We start from the raw sequence: 16,803 nt of genomic DNA, 5'->3' as shown, positions 1-16,803 counted from the left end.
GGGTGTAGGGACAGGTTTTGTTATCAGGCCGCCGATGCGAGCAGGCGGTGAGTAAAACAGTCGGAAAGGTCGCTTTCCGGCACACTCAGCAGGCTTTCAATGAACTCGGGCTGCTGTAGCTGGCCGAACAGCGCCTTCAGCAGGTTCAGCTGCTGCTCAGGGCGCGTGACAACCAGCGCGATGATGAGCTCAGCGCCAATCGTGCCGTCATCGTCTGCCTGCTGAAACGTCACCGGCCGCGCGGGGCGGATCAGGTAAATGGCCGGCTCCACCGCATGCGATGCGTCACAATGCGGGATGGCCACCGCGTGTCCGTCCAGCGCGATGCCGGTCGGGTAAGTGGCTTCACGTTCAAGCAAAGCTGCCGGATAAGAATTCCGGCAGACGCCGTCGCGCACCATTTTTTCGCCGATATGTCTGAGTACCGCTTCCGCATCAGCAAAGCTCTGACCGGAAGAAACAATGAGGCGGTAGTTATGCATGAATGACCTCTTTTTGCGGGTTCACTTCTGGTTCACATCCAAAGGCATAGTCGCGCAGGACGTCCTGGATTTTGTCGATGATGAGCGATTGCGGATCGGCCGGGAGCGAACCGTTCAGTACGCGATCGAACTGTTTGGGCAGGTACTGACTCAGCAGGCCCAGCGGCAGCTCAACGCCGTCCAGGTTGGCGATCAGCGCATCGAATGCGCTGCTGATGCGCTCGTTTGGCCAGTAATAGCGAATGCGATCCGAGAGGCTGTAGTGAATATCCACGAGAGAGTCAGAGAAAGCCGGACGATAGTATTTTTTCCAGTAGCCGGGCTCGTTCAGCATGACCTGCTCAATCACCGCCAGGATCTGGCTCTGCTTTTCAGGCGCAATCAGTGTTTTTTCAATTTCCGCCAGGGCGAAAATAGCCTCACGCAGCGCAAACGTCAGCGCCGGGCCGACTTTCAGGATGGCGAAGTGATCTTTAACCAGCGCACGATAGGCGGTACGGGTCTGGTAATCCGTGGAGTGTGCTTCATAAACCACAGGCGTTGACTCAATAAACTGGCTGAGTTCGCGGGCTTCCGCAGGCGCATAGTGGATCACGCTGCGGTGGTCGAACTCCACGCCAGGTTGAACAACCAGTCCGATAATGCGCCCGATAGCGTCTTCCAGACCGGCTGCGCGGAACGCTTTATAGTGAATCTCCAGCGTATGCGCTGCATCTCCCGGACGCGTCACGTGAACGTCGTTAATCGCATGCGCCTCGCCGCCCGGTACGGGAACTTCAGTGCCAATGATGTAGGTCAGCGCGGCTTTCTGCTCTGTGGTAGCCGTTTCTTCTGCTACGCGACACAAATCGGCGGCACGCTGTGCGACAACTTCCGGCGGCAGCGGTACCGGATCATCTGCACAGGACATGGAGGCATCGAGGTGAATTTTACTGAAGCCCGCCCTGACGTAATCAGCAATCAGCACGCGTGACTTTTCCAGGGCCTGTTCTGCGGGCTCGCCCTGCCAGCAGTTGGGTCCGAGGTGATCGCCGCCGAGGATCAGGCGCTCTGCGGGGAAACCTACGCGATGGGCAATATCCAGCACATAATCCCGGAAGCCTTCAGGCTTCATGCCGGTGTAACCACCGTACTGGTTAACCTGGTTTGACGTGGCCTCAATCAAAACCTGACGATGAGTGTGCAGGTCGAGCCTCAGAGCAGCCTCAATAACAAGAGGGTGCGCTGAGCAGACAGAGCAGATGCCGCAGTCAGTGCCGGCTTTATGTTGCTGAATGATATTTTTCATTATGTCCTCCGAAAGTAGGCTTAATAACATCACAATCTTTCGTTTATGGCACAATTACTTTCTATTATTTATGTGATCATGATCTTTATATTTTCGTATTCATTCATAATCTTTCGTTACACCCTCTCGTTCGTGACAAAACTTCAGCAGGTGAGCTGCGGATATTTTCTTATAAAACAGTCTTTTAAATAAACCCCTGCACAGGTCTGTCTCAAACATCAGCTTCTGTACTCTTTGATGTTTTACTTTCTTATACTTTCGTTTTAGGATTATCTGACTTATAAGAGGAACAGCTATGAATACGTTTGAACGCAGGAACAGGATTGTTGAAATGGTCAACACTACCGGTAGCAAGCTGGTAAACGACATTTCGGCAGAGCTGGGCGTAACCGAAGTTACCGTGCGCGCAGACTTACGCCTTCTGGAGGAACGCGGCCTCTTAACCCGATTTCACGGCGGCGCCGCGCGCGTTGATACGTCAGGCGGGGAGAACGCTGTCGCCAGCGCTGAAATCAGCCTGACCGAGCGCTACCAGCTGGCCGCCGATCCGAAAAAACGTATTGCCATTGAAGCCGCCCGGCTTGTCAAAGAAGGCGACACCATCATTCTGGACAGCGGCAGTACCACAAAACTTCTGGCTGAACAGCTTGCCGGGATGCGTAATATTGCTGTGATCACGAATAATCTGCCCGCCGCTGCTATCCTGGCGGAAAATAAAGATATTACTCTGGTCGTGTGCGGCGGCACCGTCAGGCACAAAACGGCCTCCCTGCACGGCAACATTGCTGAGTATGCGCTGCGCGACGTGTCTGCAAACCTGATGTTTGTGGGCGCTGACGGCCTTGACGCAGAGAGCGGCATCACCACGTTCAACGAAGGATTTGCCATCAGCGCGGTGATGGCCGCCGCCTCCAGGCAGGTTGTTGTTATCACCGATTCATCGAAGTTTGGCCGTAAAGGGTTTAACCAGGTTCTGTCTCTGGACAAAATAGATACGGTCATCACCGATGAGGCAGCGCCCGCCGAGGCGCTGGCCGGGCTGAGAAAAAAGGGTAAACACGTCATCGTGGCCTGACGTAAAGGCGCTGATCGTATTGACATGCTCAGGCAACGCTGGCTGCCTTTATGGCGGACTGGTGTGTTATCAACATATTCTCAGGACCAAAAAAAAGCGCCCTTCCAGGCGCCTGTTGGATGCTTTTACTGAGTAAAACCGCTTCAGTGAAGATTCCTCGCCTTAAGCGCATCCACCTCAGCCTGATAAGCCTGATATACCTGACGGTGCTGTTCACTGACGGCAGGAACCGGGCTAACGACCTCCCCGCGCTGCTCAACCAGGAATACTGGCATGACTGACGAAATGCCTTTGCTGAGGCTACTTCCTGAAACACCCTGATAGCACCAGGACCTAAAACGCGAAAGCACTGTTCGATATCTGGATATTGATGTCGATGATGCGTTAGAGATAGCTGAGTCGACAGAAGTTTGAGCTTGCCAGGGCTGCTGCTACAGCCCGTGCCAGAAGCGGACGTTGGTAGCATAGCCGGCAACACTGCCAGCTATAACAACCTTAATTTTCCTTTCATCTGTGCAGCCTCATATTCCATTTTCATTAAGCCAGCGGGAAACAAACCCTGCCAGTTCGCCCGGTTTTTCAAGCGGTATAAGGTGACCACAACTCTCAACGTAATCCAGACAGGCCCCCGTCAGGGCCGCCAGCTCCTCCGCCTCTGCTGAAGAACGAAGACGATCCTGTGTTGCCGCAATGACATATACCGGGCATGTAATCGGCTTTGTGGTAACACGATCACGATTCAGCCCTGACTGTGCTCTGAAGACTTCCGGGCCTGGCCTTTTACCCATTGCCCTGACTTTTTCAATAAGAGCAACGTCAGAGGCTCGGCCATCATTGAGGGCATTTCTTATAGCCGCTGTACTCAGCCCTGTGAATTCTCTGTCAGCGATGGCGTTGGCTGCAGCAATGCGCTTATTCTTCTGTTCCGGGCTATCAGGCGCTGGCCGTCAGCGTCGGGCTGACGACCATCCACTCAGAAGGCCTGCCAGTTCTGGTTGTCCGCCTGCGGGCTGACCGCAGCAGGACGCAGTGGGCTCACCACCGGTCGTGCCGGCTCGGCGGCAAACGCCGTCTGCAGGCTGCCGGTTTAAACACCGACACCGTTTTACGCAGATAGCTGGCCTGCTCTTCCAGCGAGGCGGCCGCGCTGGCCGACTCTTCCACCAGCGCGGCGTTCTGCTGCGTCACACCATCCATCTCTGACACCGCGATGCAGACCTGCTCAATGCCACGCGTCTGCTCAACCGATGAGGACGCGATCTCTTCGATCAGCTGGGTGACCCGGCTGACCGACGTTACGATACTTTCCATCGCCTTACCGGCTTCAGAAGCATGGCCAGCCCCGGTTCTGATCCGCTCGGCTGAGCGATCGATCAGACCACGAATTTCCTGAGCGGCACTGGCACTGCGGCTTGCCAGTGATCGCACCTCGCCTGCCACTACCGCAAATCCGCGTCCCTGCTCACCGGCACGCGCCGCTTCTACCGCGGCGTTGAGCGCCAGAATATTGGTCTGGAAGGCGATGCTGTCGATAATCGCAATGATGCCGGCGATCTGCCCGGAGCTTTCACTGATCTGCTCCATATTAGCGATGACCCTCGCCACCGTCTCACCGCCCTGGGTGGCGGTGGTCGACGCCTGTTTCGATACCGCCGTGGCCTGCTGCGCATTGTCAGCGTTGAGCTTCACCGTCGAGGTCAGCTGTTCCATGCTGGCTGCCGTTTGCTCCAGCGCCGCCGCCTGCTGTTCAGTACGGGACGAGAGATCGGTGCTGCCAGCTGAAATTTCCGCCGCACCGATAAAGATAGAGCGCGTGGCGTCATCAACCGAGGTGATGGTGACCACCAGCGCATCGCGCATCTGTTGCAGTTCAGTAATTAACAGGCCCATCTCGTTGCGGCCTTCCTGGTGAATATCTGAGGTCAGATCGCCAGCCGATATCGCGCGCATATAGCCGGTCAGTCGGCTAAGCGGGCCGATAAGCCGTTTTTGTAATCCTACCCAGACGGCGAAAATGATCACCACGGTCACCAGGCCAAGAATCAGCAAGGTCCAGAGCGCGTCGGTCAGGCTGCGCTGGTTCTGTTCAGAGGTATTTTTCATTAGCTGAATGTTGACCGCGCGCCAGGCTTCGTACGTGCTGTCGAGCCGATCCTGCGCGGCCTGCGCTTCCAGGTTGCCGTAAGCCTGATAGTTCCCCTGTTTCAGGAAGGTCACCGACGCCAGCATAGTGTCGTGCATTTGCTGATAGGCGGTCTGCACCTCAGCGGCCTGAGCCTCATCCTGCCCCGCTTTGCGCGGCAACGCCTGCCATGCGCGGAACTCAACATCGGCTGCCGCAGCAGACTGCCCTGCCTTATCCAGCAGCGACGCCATCGCCGCCAGTGAAGCCGGATCCTGCTGATTTTTAAGAAAACGAATCGCCACCCGGTTAATGGTCACACGGGTCTTAATCAGGGTTTTTACCGCATCGCTCAGGTGCTGCTGTTGTAGGGTTAGCTGTTCTGCCGCCACAAAATTCTGGTCCGCTTTTGAGACGGCGTTATACAACAAGAAGCCGGTCAGGCTCAGCAATGCGGTAAAGATGAAAAGTACCGCGAGAATACTGTGGGTTATTTTGAGGTTTTTAAGCATTTCAGCAGACTCATGTCAGAGGGGATACAGCGGTTATCGGCCAGTGAGAAGGTTATCTGAGTGCTGCGATGCAACGAGGCGCGGATAAACGGGATAATGGGCGGAAGCGCACACTTTTCGCGGCTTCTGCCGCCGTTCAGCGTCAGGACCGGTAAAACTGGCTGCCGGCCGCGCTAAACGCATTCGGCGCTCAACAACCCGCGCCGTACTGTGGTTGAATTCGCCCCCTATCTTGTCCAGCACGTGGTTAACATGCATTACATTCAGAGTCTGCTGAGTTTTATTGAGGGAAACAGGGTGCTGTCGGTCAGCTTCAGTCTGCTGCTGCTGATTATGGCCGGGATGGTCACTCACCTGATCTGCAAATTTTTCATCGTTAAAGTGATCAGAAAGGTCTTTTTCAGCAGCCATAAACAGGGCGTTCCGCTGGATAAAGATGTCCGCCTCTCTCAGAAACTGTCGAATTTTGTGCCGGTGATTGTGGTTTACAATTTCCTGCAGTTTATGCCAGGCCTGCCCGAGAATCTGAAAGTGGCGATTCAGACCATTTGCGGCATCCTGTTTTTTGTCTATCTGTCGATCTTCTTCAATGAAGTGCTGGAGATTGTTAACAACTCCTATTCGCGCAAATCGAAGCGCAAGAATCACTCAATCAAGGGCTATATCCAGATTGGCAAAATCCTGGTACATATTATCGCCGCAATCATGATTCTGGCGATTATGTCCAACAAGTCACCGGCGATTATTATCTCCTCGCTGGGTGCGGTCGCCGCGGTGCTGATGCTGATCTTTCAGCATACGCTGCTGTCACTGGTGGCGAATATTCAGCTCTCTTCCAACGATGTGCTGCAACTGGGCGACTGGATTGAGATGCCGGATAGAAACATCAGTGGCGAGGTGACCGATATTGCGCTGCATACCATCACCATCCGCAACTGGGATAACACCATCTCGCGCATCCCCACCAAAAACTTCCTCACCGAGACCTACACCAACTGGCAGGCGATGTTCTCTTCGGGCGCGCGCCGTATCATGCGCAGCTTTTATCTTGATCAGAAGTCGATCACCTTTGTGAATCAGGAGAGACTGCAGGCGATGAGCCAGATCCGCATCGCCAGCGAATCGATCACTGAGCTGCTGGATGGACGTGATATCAGCGCCGTCGGCGACCGCTGGTTTATGCAGAACGGCATCACCAACCTGATGGTATTCCGTAAATTCCTGACCGCCTGGCTGGCCCAGCGCGAGGATATTAAAAAAGAGATGTATATCGTGGTCCGCCCGCTGAGGCCGTCGCCGGATGGGTTACCGGTGGAGATCTACTGCTTCACCTCATCGATTTTCTGGGCCGATTATGAGAATACCCAGGCTGAGATTTTTGAATATATTTACGCGATGGCCCGCTATTTTGATCTGCAGATTTATCAGCATCCGGCGGGTTCGGATTTCGCCCGGCTGGCCCAGCCGCGCGCAGAGAGTGCCGATGTCCGGCCTGGCGGCCCGCAGTAACCTGATCCACGGCGGCGTCCCTGGCGCCGCCTTCCCCCGCTCCGGCACTGAGCCACTGCTCAGCTTTTGCTCAGAGCAAAGTTCAGCACCTTATCGTTCTTCATCTGTACCGTCAGCGTCTGCCCTTCGGTGGTGTTGAGGGTGCGCGCCTCGCTGTAGGTCCATTTCAGCAAACGCTGCCCATCCGGATACGGCGTCTCGCTGTCTGGCTGACCAAACAGCGAAATCAGCTGCGCTTTGCTGGTCTGGCCGGGATGGATATGCTGCAACCGCGCGGTATCCAGATCATGCCCGACGCGATTAGAGCAGGCAGACAACAGCATCAGTAGCGCCACAAACAGGGCTTTTTTGCTCACGTAAGCTCCTTTTGAAAATAATTTCGCGTTGCTGTCGCCCGGCACGCCTGACGATGGCAGGTTAGCCAGCTTATACGGAATCGACTGGCTCCGGCACGATTTTCCGCGCGGCTTTGGCGCGTGGTGAGCCGCCCGGAGAATGCGAATCCACGCCATTAACTCAAATTCCCGCCTCTCTGTGGCCCGCAGCCCTGCGATTGCGACATCTTAGTCTATGATTATTCTTCGTATGCTGCGTGGCAGCAGTCACATCCCTGACTTCCCGCCGCATCACGCTGAATACCAGTCCAGGATCCTGGCTGAAGAGACGCGCCAACCCATTTGGCATCCTGGTCTCGCTGACATGTTTATGTTTTTGACGCTCGCATCATCGGCATCATTTCCGCGCGATGGCGATCATTGCGCATTTCCAGGTTAAACGAGGCAATTGAATGGAATCCAAATCATTTTTTAAAAGCTGGGGCGCCGAGCGGGTGTCCGGCGATGAGGTCCGTTTCCGTCTCTGGGCAACGGGCCAGCAACGCGTGACCCTGCGGCTATCCGGCAAAGATATCGCGATGACACGCCAGCCTGATGGCTGGTTCGAAACCCAGCTGAGCGGCGTCGTCCCCGGTGCCGAATACGACTTTGTGCTGGCAGACGGTACATCCGTGCCCGATCCCGCGTCGCGCGGTCAGAAAGATGACGTCAACGGCCCGTCGCTGGTGATCGATCCTGAGGCTTACGTCTGGCAGAACACCGACTGGCAAGGCCGTCCGTGGCAGGAATCGGTGGTGTATGAACTGCACATCGGCACCTTTACGCCGCAAGGCACCTTCCAGGCAGCGATTGAAAAGCTGCCGTGGCTGGCGGAAAACGGTATCACCATGATTGAAGTGTTACCGGTTTCCCAGTTCGGCGGCAATCGTGGCTGGGGCTACGACGGCGTGCTGCTCTATGCACCGCACGCCGCCTACGGCTCGCCCGATGATTTCAAAGCGTTTGTCGACGCGGCGCACGGTCATGGCCTGTCGGTGGTGCTGGATATCGTGCTGAACCACTTTGGCCCGGAAGGCAACTATCTGCCGCTGCTGTCGCCGGACTTTTTTCATAAAGAGCGCCAGACGCCGTGGGGCGCCGGCATCGCCTATGACGTTGACGCGGTGCGCCGTTATATCACCGAAGCCCCGCTCTACTGGCTGAAAGAATTCAACCTGGATGGCCTGCGCTTCGACGCCATCGACCAGATCGAAGACCCGTCCGATCAACATGTACTGATTGAGATTGCCGAACGCATCCGGGCTGAAATTACCGATCGGCCGATTCACCTGACCACCGAAGATTGCCGCAACGTGACCTTCCTGCATCCGCGCGATGAAAACGGTCAGGCACCGCTGTTTACCGGCGAATGGAATGATGACTTCCACAATGCGGTCCACGTGCTGGCGACCGGCGAAAATCATGCCTATTACCAGGACTTCGCCGATCGGCCGGAGCAGCGGGTCGCCCGCGCGCTGGCGGAAGGTTTCGTTTATCAGGGCGAAGTGTCGCTGCAGTCAGGCGAGCCGCGCGGCGTCGACAGCCGCAGCCAGCCACCGGTCGCCTTTGTCGACTTCATTCAGAACCATGACCAGGTGGGTAACCGCGCCCAGGGCGAAAGGCTGGTGAGCCTGGCTGGCGTAGAACGTACCCAGTTGCTGCTGGCCACGTTACTGCTATCGCCGCACATTCCGCTGCTGTTTATGGGCGAAGAGTATGGCGAAACGCAGCCGTTCCTGTTCTTCACCGATTTCCATGGCGATCTGGCCAAAGCGGTGCGTGAAGGCCGCGCCAGAGAGTTTGAAGGCCATGCCGGTCACGAAGGGGAAAGCGTGCCGGACCCTAACGATCCGCAGACATTTGCCGGTTCAAAGCTGAACTGGGAGAAGCCCGATACCCCGGAAGGCCAGCAGTGGCTGGCGCTGACGCGCAGGCTGCTGCAGCTGCGCCAGCAACACATTGTGCCGCTGCTGCAGACCGCAGGCGGCAACAGCGGTCAGGTGGTCAACACCGCACCCGGTTTCTTCGCGGTGCGCTGGGACTTCCCTGATGGCACGCTGTCACTGGCGCTGAACCTGGGTGACCGACCACAGCCGATCGCCGATCTGCCGGGTGAAACCATCTTTGCCTGGCCACAGGAGAGTACCGAACTGGCACCGGAGTCGATTGTGGTTCGTCTGGATAAAGGAGCCGCACAATGAACATCCCAACCGCCACCTATCGTATCCAGTTCCGCAACGGCATGACGTTTGATCGTGCCGCGGCGCTGGTGCCGTATCTGAAGCAGCTTGGTATCAGCCATCTCTACGCTTCGCCGATCTTCAGCGCCACCGCGGAATCGACGCACGGTTATGACGTCACGGACGTCAACCAGATCGACCCCTCAATCGGTGGCCGTGCCGGCTTTGACCGGATGGCCGCAGCGCTGAAAGCGGCCGGTCTCGGGCTGATCCTCGATATCGTCCCCAACCATATGGCCGCCTCGCTGGAGAACCCGTGGTGGCGCGACGTGATCGAACACGGCGAACAGAGTCAGTATGCCCATTACTTTGACATTGACTGGTCACGCCGCCTGACGCTGCCGTTCCTCGGCGACACCTTCGAGGCGGTGCTGGCCAATGGCGAGATCAGCGTGCAGCGCGATCCGCAGAGCGGTAAACCGGCGCTGGCCTACTTTGACAATTACTATCCGCTGGCCCCGCACACCTGGCAGGGCCGCGAAGAAGCGGTGTACGGCCTGCGCGACGCGGCGCAGATTGCCGCGCTGCATGACCAGCAGCCGTGGCGCCTGATGTCGTGGCGTGACGCGCCCAACGACCTCTCCTATCGCCGCTTCTTCGAAGTAACCGGTCTGGTCGGGGTTCGGGTAGAAGATAAAGCGGTGTTTGATGCGGCGCATCAGCTGATCCTTGAACTGGTCCACAGCGGCGCGGTGCAGGGGTTACGCGTCGACCACGTCGATGGTCTGGCCGATCCGCGCGGCTATCTTGAGCAGTTACGCCAGGCCGCTGGCCCCGATTGCTACCTCACGGTAGAAAAAATCCTTGGCGAGAACGAGCAGTTGCCGGATGAGTGGCCGGTTTCCGGCACCACCGGTTACGAGTTTATGGCGGCGCTGGCGAATGTGCTGGTGGACGGTAACCGCCTCAGTGCGCTGCGCAAGGCTTATCAGACCGTGATCGGCAAAACGGTCGACATGAAAGCCGAGCTGCGTGCCGCTAAGTTACTGATGGCTAATCGTAACTTCGCCGGCGAGTTTAACCGCCTGCTGCAGCTGGCTCTCGGCATCGCCCGCCACGATGGTGCGCCGCAGCCGGAAGCCGAACTAAAGAACGCGCTGCGCGAACTGCTGGTGGCATTTCCGGTTTACCGCACTTACGGCACGCCGCAGGGTCTGACGCCTGCCGATAACGCGCTGCTGCAACAGGTGGTCAGCCAGGTCAAAGCCAGCGCCAGCGCGCCGGATGCGGATGCGCTCGACCTGCTGGTGCGCATTCTGCGCGGCGAGGTGACGGCGGCGGCGACCGAAGACGCCGCCCAGTTCCGCACCCGCTTCCAGCAACTGACCGGTCCGCTGATGGCGAAGTCGGTGGAGGACACGCTGTTTTTCCGTCAGCACATGGCGCTGGCGTTGAACGAAGTGGGTGCCGAGCCGCTGGCGCGTCACTTTTCGCTGGATCAGTTTCACGCCGAGATGCAGGCGCGGCGCGAACATCAGCCCGATGCGCTCTCCGGCACCTCAACCCATGACACCAAGCGCGGCGAAGATGCCCGCGCCCGGCTCTATACCCTGACCGAAGCGCCGGAGCGCTGGGCAGAGTGCGTCGCCCGCTGGCGGGAGATGAATCAGGCGAAGGTGACCCGCCTGAAAGATGGCGCGGCCCCGGAACCGGCGGTGGAGTGGATGCTGTATGAAGCGCTGGCCGGCGTCTGGCCACCGAGGCTGCAGCCCGACGATGCTACCGGCCTGGCGGCGCTGGAAGCGCGCTTCGTGGTTTACGTAGAAAAAGCGCTGCGTGAAGCGAAATTACGTACCGACTGGGCAGATAACAACGACGCCTATGAACAGGCGGTAATTGGCTATGCCCGTCATCTGCTGGCACCGGCGAATAGCGCTTTCCTGCGCGATTTCTGTACGGCCCTGCAGCCCTTTGTCCGTGCCGGACTGGTGAACAGCCTGACGCAGACAGTGGTGAAACTGACGGCGCCGGGCGTCCCGGATATTTATCAGGGCAGCGAGGCGCTGGACTTCAGCCTGGTCGACCCGGATAACCGGCGTGAGCCCGATTTCGCCGCGCTGGCGGCAATGCTGGACCAGCCGCAGCACGATCAGGACGACGGTCACTGGCTGCGCGGTCAGGTCAATCAGCAGGCGATCGCCCGCTTGCTGGCAGTGCGTCAGCAGCAGCCATCACTGTTCCGCCACGGTGACTATCTGCCGCTGACCGCCCAGGGCGAGCATCAGGACCGGGTGCTGGCGTTTGCCCGTCAGCACCAGGATCAGGCGGTGATCGTGATTGTTCCGCGGCTGGTGTTGATTAACCTGCCAGAGAGACTGGATCAGCCGCCCGCTGACCGCTGGGCCGCGACCGGAATCGCCCTGCCGTCCTCACTCAGCCAGCATCGCTACCGCGATCTGCTGAGTGGCAAAGAGATTGCGCCCGGTGACCGGCTGCAACTGGATAACGTCGCGTCGGGCTGGTGTGTGGTACTGCTGGCGTACTGATCGCCCGCTTTAAGGGAATTTTTTTAACGCGTCAATCTGGTATTAAATAACGAGGCATAAATGTCAAACAGTAAGCGTTTTGAAATCACGGCGGGCTACAGCCATCTGCTTGGGGCAAATTTTGATGGTCAGGGCGTGAATTTCGCCCTGTTCAGCGCCCATGCCGAGCGGGTTGAACTCTGCCTTTATGATCCCAGCGGCAAGACCGAAATTGCCCGGCTGGAACTGCCGGAGTTCACCCATGAAGTGTGGCACGGCTATGTCCCCGGGCTGCAACCGGGCGCGCTCTATGGCTATCGCGTTTATGGTCCCTACGATCCGGAAAACGGCCACCGTTTTAACCCGAACAAGCTACTGCTCGATCCCTACGCCCGCGAACTGGCTGGCGACATTGAGTGGAACGAGGCGCACTTTGCCTATGACCTCTATCACGAAGATAAAGATCTGACCTTTGATAGCCGCGACAGCGGGCCGTTTACCCCTAAATGCCGGATAATCGATCCCAATGAGTTCGACTGGCAGGATAAGCATCGTCCCAACGTGCCGTGGCCGAATACGGTGATTTATGAAACTCACGTTAAAGGCTTCACCCAGCTCAACCCTGCGTTGCCACCGGAAATGCGCGGCACCTTCGACGGCATGAGCCATAAATCCACCGTCGATTACATCAAAAGTCTGGGCATCACGTCCGTCGAGCTGTTGCCGGTACACTGGTTCCCGGACGACCAGCATCTGCTGGACAAAGGGCTGAAAAACTTCTGGGGCTACAACACGCTGGGCTTCTTCGCGCCCGCCACCCGTTACTTTGGTCCGCGCGGCATTCAGGGCTTCCGTGACATGGTGCGGGCGTTCCACGATGCCGGTATCGAGGTGATTCTCGACGTGGTCTATAACCACACCGCCGAAGGGAACGAGCTGGGCCCGACGCTGTCGTTTAAGGGCATCGATAACTTCTCTTATTACCGCACCCTGCCCGACCAGCATCGTTACTACATCAACGATACCGGCACCGGCAACACCGTGAACACCTCGCATCCACGGGTGCTGCAGATGGTGATGGATTCGCTGCGTTACTGGTCTGAATCGATGCATATCGACGGTTTCCGCTTCGATCTCGGCACCATTCTCGGCCGCGAACCCGAAGGATTTGATCCGCGTGGCGGCTTCTTCGATGCAGTGATGCAGGACCCGATCCTGTCGCAGAAAAAACTGATTGGTGAACCCTGGGATATCGGTCCGGGCGGCTATCAGGTGGGCGGCTTCCCGCCGGGCTGGGCGGAGTGGAACGACCAGTACCGCGATACGGTGCGCGATTACTGGAAAGGCAACAACGTCTCGACCGACTTCGCCGCGCGTCTGCTGGGATCGGGCGATCTCTACGACCAGCGCGGCCGCCGTCCGTGGGCCAGTGTCAACTTCATCACCGCTCACGATGGCTTTACCCTCAACGATCTGGTGTCGTACAACGACAAGCACAATGATGAGAATGGCGAGGACAACAATGACGGGCACAACGATAACCGTTCTTACAACTACGGGGCTGAAGGTGCGACTGATGATGAGAACATTAACGCGGTGCGCGAACGTCAGAAACGTAACTTCCTCGCCACCCTGATCTTTTCACACGGGACCCCGATGTTGCTGGCGGGCGATGAGTTTGGCCGCAGCCAGCTCGGTAACAACAACGGCTACTGCCAGGACAGCGAGATCTCCTGGGTTCACTGGGATAACCTGCCGGAGTCCGCCGAGGCGCTGCACGAATTTACCCGACAGATCCTGAAGTTGCGCGCCGATCAGCCGCTGCTGCGCCGTGAAAACTGGCGCGATGGCATGGACATTAAATGGTTCAACGCCGGTGGCGGCTTCCAGCAGGCGGAACAGTGGGATGAAGGCTCAACGTTAGGCGTCTACATCGGACGGCCGGACCTGCAAACTGAAGACGGCATCTGGCATGACGTCCTGATGCTATTCAATCCGTTTGAAGGCAATGTACCGTTCCAGATTCCGCAGTTTGGTGAAGGCGGCTGGGTGCTGGAGCTGACCACCAGCGATACCGCGAAGCGCGGTCTGGTGATCACCAAAGAGAAGGATTTCGAGCTGGAGGGACGCAGCTTCGCCCTGTTCAGACGTCCATAAGGTTTAAGGCAAGGCAATCAGGCGCAGCGCATTTCGCGCTGCGCTTGAGTTTCTGGCTGTGACTGCCAGGCTTAACCGGTTGTTTACGATGAATATTGATGCTGACAAGGAGGCATAATGTCCAGATTTACGCAGAAGGTTGTGGTTGTGACAGGTGCCGGTTCCGGTATTGGCGAAGCGGCAGCTAAACGCTTTGCTGAAGAAGGCGCATCGGTGGTGCTGGTGGGACGGACCCAGGAAAAGCTGGAAAAAACCCAGGCTGGTCTGGCTGCGGGCGATCATCTGGTCGCCGCCTGTGACGTCTCCGATGCTGATCAGGTAAAACAACTGTCAGAAAAAGTGCTGGATAAATATGGCCGGGTTGACGTGCTGGTCAATAACGCCGGGGTGATCGTGCAGGGCCGGATTCATGAGGTGGATCTGGAGGACTGGAAAACGCTGATGAAAACCGACCTGGATGGGGTATTCCACGGCGTACATTATTTCATGCCTGCCCTGCTGCGCAGCAAAGGCAACGTAGTGAATATCTCCTCGGTTTCCGGTTTAGGCGGCGACTGGGGCATGAGCATCTATAACGCTGCGAAGGGTGCTATCACCAACTTTACCCGCGCACTGGCGATGGATTACGGTGCCGACGGCGTGCGGGTTAACGCCATCTGTCCGGGATTCACCTTTACCGATTTGACTGAAGATATGAAAGATGACCCCGAACTGCTGGAGCGCTTTTACGATCGTATTCCACTGCGGCGTGCCGGAGAAGCGGACGACATAGCCCGTGCGATTGTCTTTATTGCCAGCGATGAGGCCAGCTATATCACCGGCGTAAACCTGCCGGTGGACGGCGGTATTACCGCTTCTAACGGCCAGCCTAAACAGGCTTAATCGTCTCAGCCACATCATCAAAAAGGCAGCGCATTAACGCTGCCTTTTTTCTGTTTATTAATTACCGTGATTCACGGCATATTGATTATCTGCCGATCCAGGCCGTCACGCTTTAGCGACGGCGGGATTAATGTTTAGGCGTGTGACGGGTAGGCGTTGCCGCGCGTGCAGGCTTAATTACCGTACTGCTGGTCGGGCAGATAAAATTATTCAGGCAAACACTGCACATTGTGGCATTTGCATGATGAATTTTCGCGACGGTTAACGCCTGCTGACGGGTATAAAGCGAGCCGATAAACACACGTTTATCGCTTTTTAACAGATTAACGCAACCTTCTTTATGTAAAATCCATCCACCCATGGGACGTGGGCACAGATAATAATAACTGGCTTTGAGCATGGTATTCATCCTAATAGTTGCTGTATGTATCTTAAAAAAACCGACAAAATTCGTAAGGGCTTATTTTTTTATCTGAAGCATTATTAAACTAACTGAGAGTTATGCTTAAAACCACATTATTGTACCGGTGAAACCGACTTTGAGATTTAGCCGTTTTCAGACGCCTGAGTCGCTTTAATCGATCAATGCGACATAACCCCGACCTCTCTTTACCGCCGCCAGTCATATTCACCATGCTAATACATCAAACCTATGAGCCTGCAGAAAATAACCTATCAAAATCAAGGAATAAGATAAAAACCCTGCACAGAAACAGCCGTATCTGGTGCAAATTTGATTAACCTGCCTGTGGAAAAAAAGAGATGCCGCCCGGTCAACAATGAGCATTGATAAACTGAAGTAAAATTGCCCAGTCATTCTCCCGCTGGTCTCAAAATAGCGCAGCGGGAATGCAGCCTGACTGAACGGTTTATCAGTTAAGGCGCACGTAATAAAAACGATCGCGCCTTGAAAAAGTAAAACGATCGGTTTACTTTTAAAGAATGAAAAAAAGAGACGATATTATTCAGGCGGCTGAGCGGGTGTTCTACACCAGCGGTTTTCACGCCACCAGCACCGACCAGATTTGCCGCGCGGCGGGGGTTTCCACGCGCACGCTTTACCATCACTTTGCCTCAAGGGAAGTGCTGACCGCAGCGGTGATGCACGCCCGCGAAGCACGCTTTATGGCGGACCTCTATGCGCCACAACAGCCTGACGCGATTGCCCGGCTGTTTCAGGTTCTGGGTGAGTGGACGCAGACGAATGGCGCGAAAGGCTGCTTCTTTCTCAAAGCCTGGGGCGAATATGCCGAACGGGATGCGACCCTGGCCGGGCAGGCGCTGGCCTTTCGCACCACTCTGCGTCATTACATCCGCGACTGCGTCACCGCAGTACAGGGAAAAGAGAATCTGCTACTGAGCGACGCCATCTGGATGCTGTTTGAAGGGGCCATTACCTCGGCGCTGATTATCGGCAATGCTGCCGCCGATCAGGCCGGTACGATAGCCAGCCAGCTACTGCAACCACAAGGCGCGGCGGAATGAGGTCCGCTGGCGCGCTGGCGCTGACTGGATTTAGCCTGATTGCGGTGACCTATGGCATGGCGAGATTTTCGTGGGGACTGATGCTGCCTGCGATTTCGGCCGATATTCCTTTCAGCCCGCAATGGGCAGGTTTCCTCTCGGCCTGCAGCTTTGTGGCTTACTGCCTGACGATTCTGGCTGCGGCCTCGCTGGCGCGGCGGTGGGGTGCGCGC

Annotated in this window: 13 protein-coding genes and 1 pseudogene; 9 read left to right on the top strand and 5 right to left on the bottom strand. The window is 56.8% G+C overall.

Annotation, left to right across the window (positions count from 1 at the left end):
- Positions 1-23 precede the first annotated feature (23 nt).
- Together gatA and gatZ are read right to left on the bottom strand one after the other, a co-directional pair.
- Positions 24-482 carry a PTS galactitol transporter subunit IIA gene (gatA, locus tag HA41_RS14500; protein ID WP_094121366.1) on the bottom strand — a complete coding sequence of 153 codons (459 nt, stop codon included), beginning with the start codon at positions 480-482 and terminating at the stop codon, positions 24-26.
- A complete protein-coding gene (gene gatZ / locus HA41_RS14495) occupies positions 475-1,770 on the bottom strand; it encodes a tagatose-bisphosphate aldolase subunit GatZ (protein ID WP_094121365.1) in 1,296 nt (431 codons plus the stop codon). The genes gatA and gatZ overlap by 8 nt, the downstream gene beginning before the upstream one ends.
- A gap of 295 nt (positions 1,771-2,065) precedes the next feature.
- Here gatZ and HA41_RS14490 point away from each other — a divergent pair, with 295 nt between their 5' ends.
- On the top strand, positions 2,066-2,845 hold the full coding sequence (locus tag HA41_RS14490) for a DeoR/GlpR family DNA-binding transcription regulator (protein ID WP_094121364.1): 780 nt from the start codon (positions 2,066-2,068) through the stop codon (positions 2,843-2,845).
- Between the two features lie 119 nt (positions 2,846-2,964).
- A complete protein-coding gene (locus tag HA41_RS21020) occupies positions 2,965-3,126 on the top strand; it encodes a hypothetical protein (RefSeq protein ID WP_158086625.1) in 162 nt (53 codons plus the stop codon).
- Positions 3,127-3,818: 692 nt separating this feature from the next.
- Here the strand turns inward: HA41_RS21020 and HA41_RS14485 are convergent.
- Positions 3,819-5,479: pseudogene (locus HA41_RS14485) on the bottom strand (methyl-accepting chemotaxis protein).
- A gap of 252 nt (positions 5,480-5,731) precedes the next feature.
- Between HA41_RS14485 and HA41_RS14480 the strand changes: the two are divergent.
- Positions 5,732-6,988, top strand: coding sequence for a mechanosensitive ion channel family protein (locus tag HA41_RS14480; RefSeq protein ID WP_094121362.1), 1,257 nt, complete (start codon positions 5,732-5,734; stop codon positions 6,986-6,988).
- Positions 6,989-7,047: 59 nt separating this feature from the next.
- Here HA41_RS14480 and HA41_RS14475 read toward each other — a convergent pair whose 3' ends face one another.
- Positions 7,048-7,311, bottom strand: coding sequence for a hypothetical protein (locus tag HA41_RS14475; protein ID WP_094121386.1), 264 nt, complete (start codon positions 7,309-7,311; stop codon positions 7,048-7,050).
- 464 nt (positions 7,312-7,775) lie between these two features.
- Between HA41_RS14475 and treZ the strand changes: the two genes are divergently transcribed.
- The 4 genes from treZ to budC all read left to right on the top strand — a co-directional run bounded on the left by treZ (position 7,776) and on the right by budC (position 15,106).
- Positions 7,776-9,563: a malto-oligosyltrehalose trehalohydrolase gene (gene treZ, locus HA41_RS14470; protein ID WP_094121361.1), complete on the top strand. Its 1,788-nt coding sequence runs from the start codon at positions 7,776-7,778 to the stop codon at positions 9,561-9,563.
- Positions 9,560-12,088 (top strand): malto-oligosyltrehalose synthase, encoded by a 2,529-nt coding sequence (treY, locus tag HA41_RS14465; protein ID WP_094121360.1) that lies wholly within the window; start codon positions 9,560-9,562, stop codon positions 12,086-12,088. Before treZ ends, treY begins: the two co-directional genes overlap by 4 nt.
- A 60-nt stretch (positions 12,089-12,148) precedes the next feature.
- Positions 12,149-14,224: a glycogen debranching protein GlgX gene (gene glgX / locus HA41_RS14460; RefSeq protein WP_094121359.1), complete on the top strand. Its 2,076-nt coding sequence runs from the start codon at positions 12,149-12,151 to the stop codon at positions 14,222-14,224.
- 117 nt (positions 14,225-14,341) lie between these two features.
- A complete protein-coding gene (gene budC / locus HA41_RS14455) occupies positions 14,342-15,106 on the top strand; it encodes a meso-2,3-butanediol dehydrogenase (RefSeq protein WP_094121358.1) in 765 nt (254 codons plus the stop codon).
- 127 nt (positions 15,107-15,233) lie between these two features.
- Here the strand turns inward: budC and HA41_RS14450 are convergent, their stop codons facing one another.
- Positions 15,234-15,506: a hypothetical protein gene (locus tag HA41_RS14450; protein WP_094121385.1), complete on the bottom strand. Its 273-nt coding sequence runs from the start codon at positions 15,504-15,506 to the stop codon at positions 15,234-15,236.
- A gap of 542 nt (positions 15,507-16,048) precedes the next feature.
- Between HA41_RS14450 and HA41_RS14445 the strand changes: the two genes are divergently transcribed.
- Positions 16,049-16,591, top strand: a complete 543-nt coding sequence (locus tag HA41_RS14445; protein ID WP_094121357.1) for a TetR/AcrR family transcriptional regulator — start codon at positions 16,049-16,051, stop codon at positions 16,589-16,591.
- On the top strand, positions 16,588-16,803 hold a 216-nt coding region (locus HA41_RS14440; RefSeq protein ID WP_143807336.1), incomplete at its 3' end, for a YbfB/YjiJ family MFS transporter. The genes HA41_RS14445 and HA41_RS14440, both read left to right, overlap by 4 nt.

Source organism: Pantoea conspicua, assembly GCF_002095315.1.
Lineage (GTDB): Bacteria > Pseudomonadota > Gammaproteobacteria > Enterobacterales > Enterobacteriaceae > Pantoea > Pantoea conspicua.
Note: the sequence above shows the minus strand (reverse complement) of the source record. Positions and strands in the feature narration are given on the sequence as shown.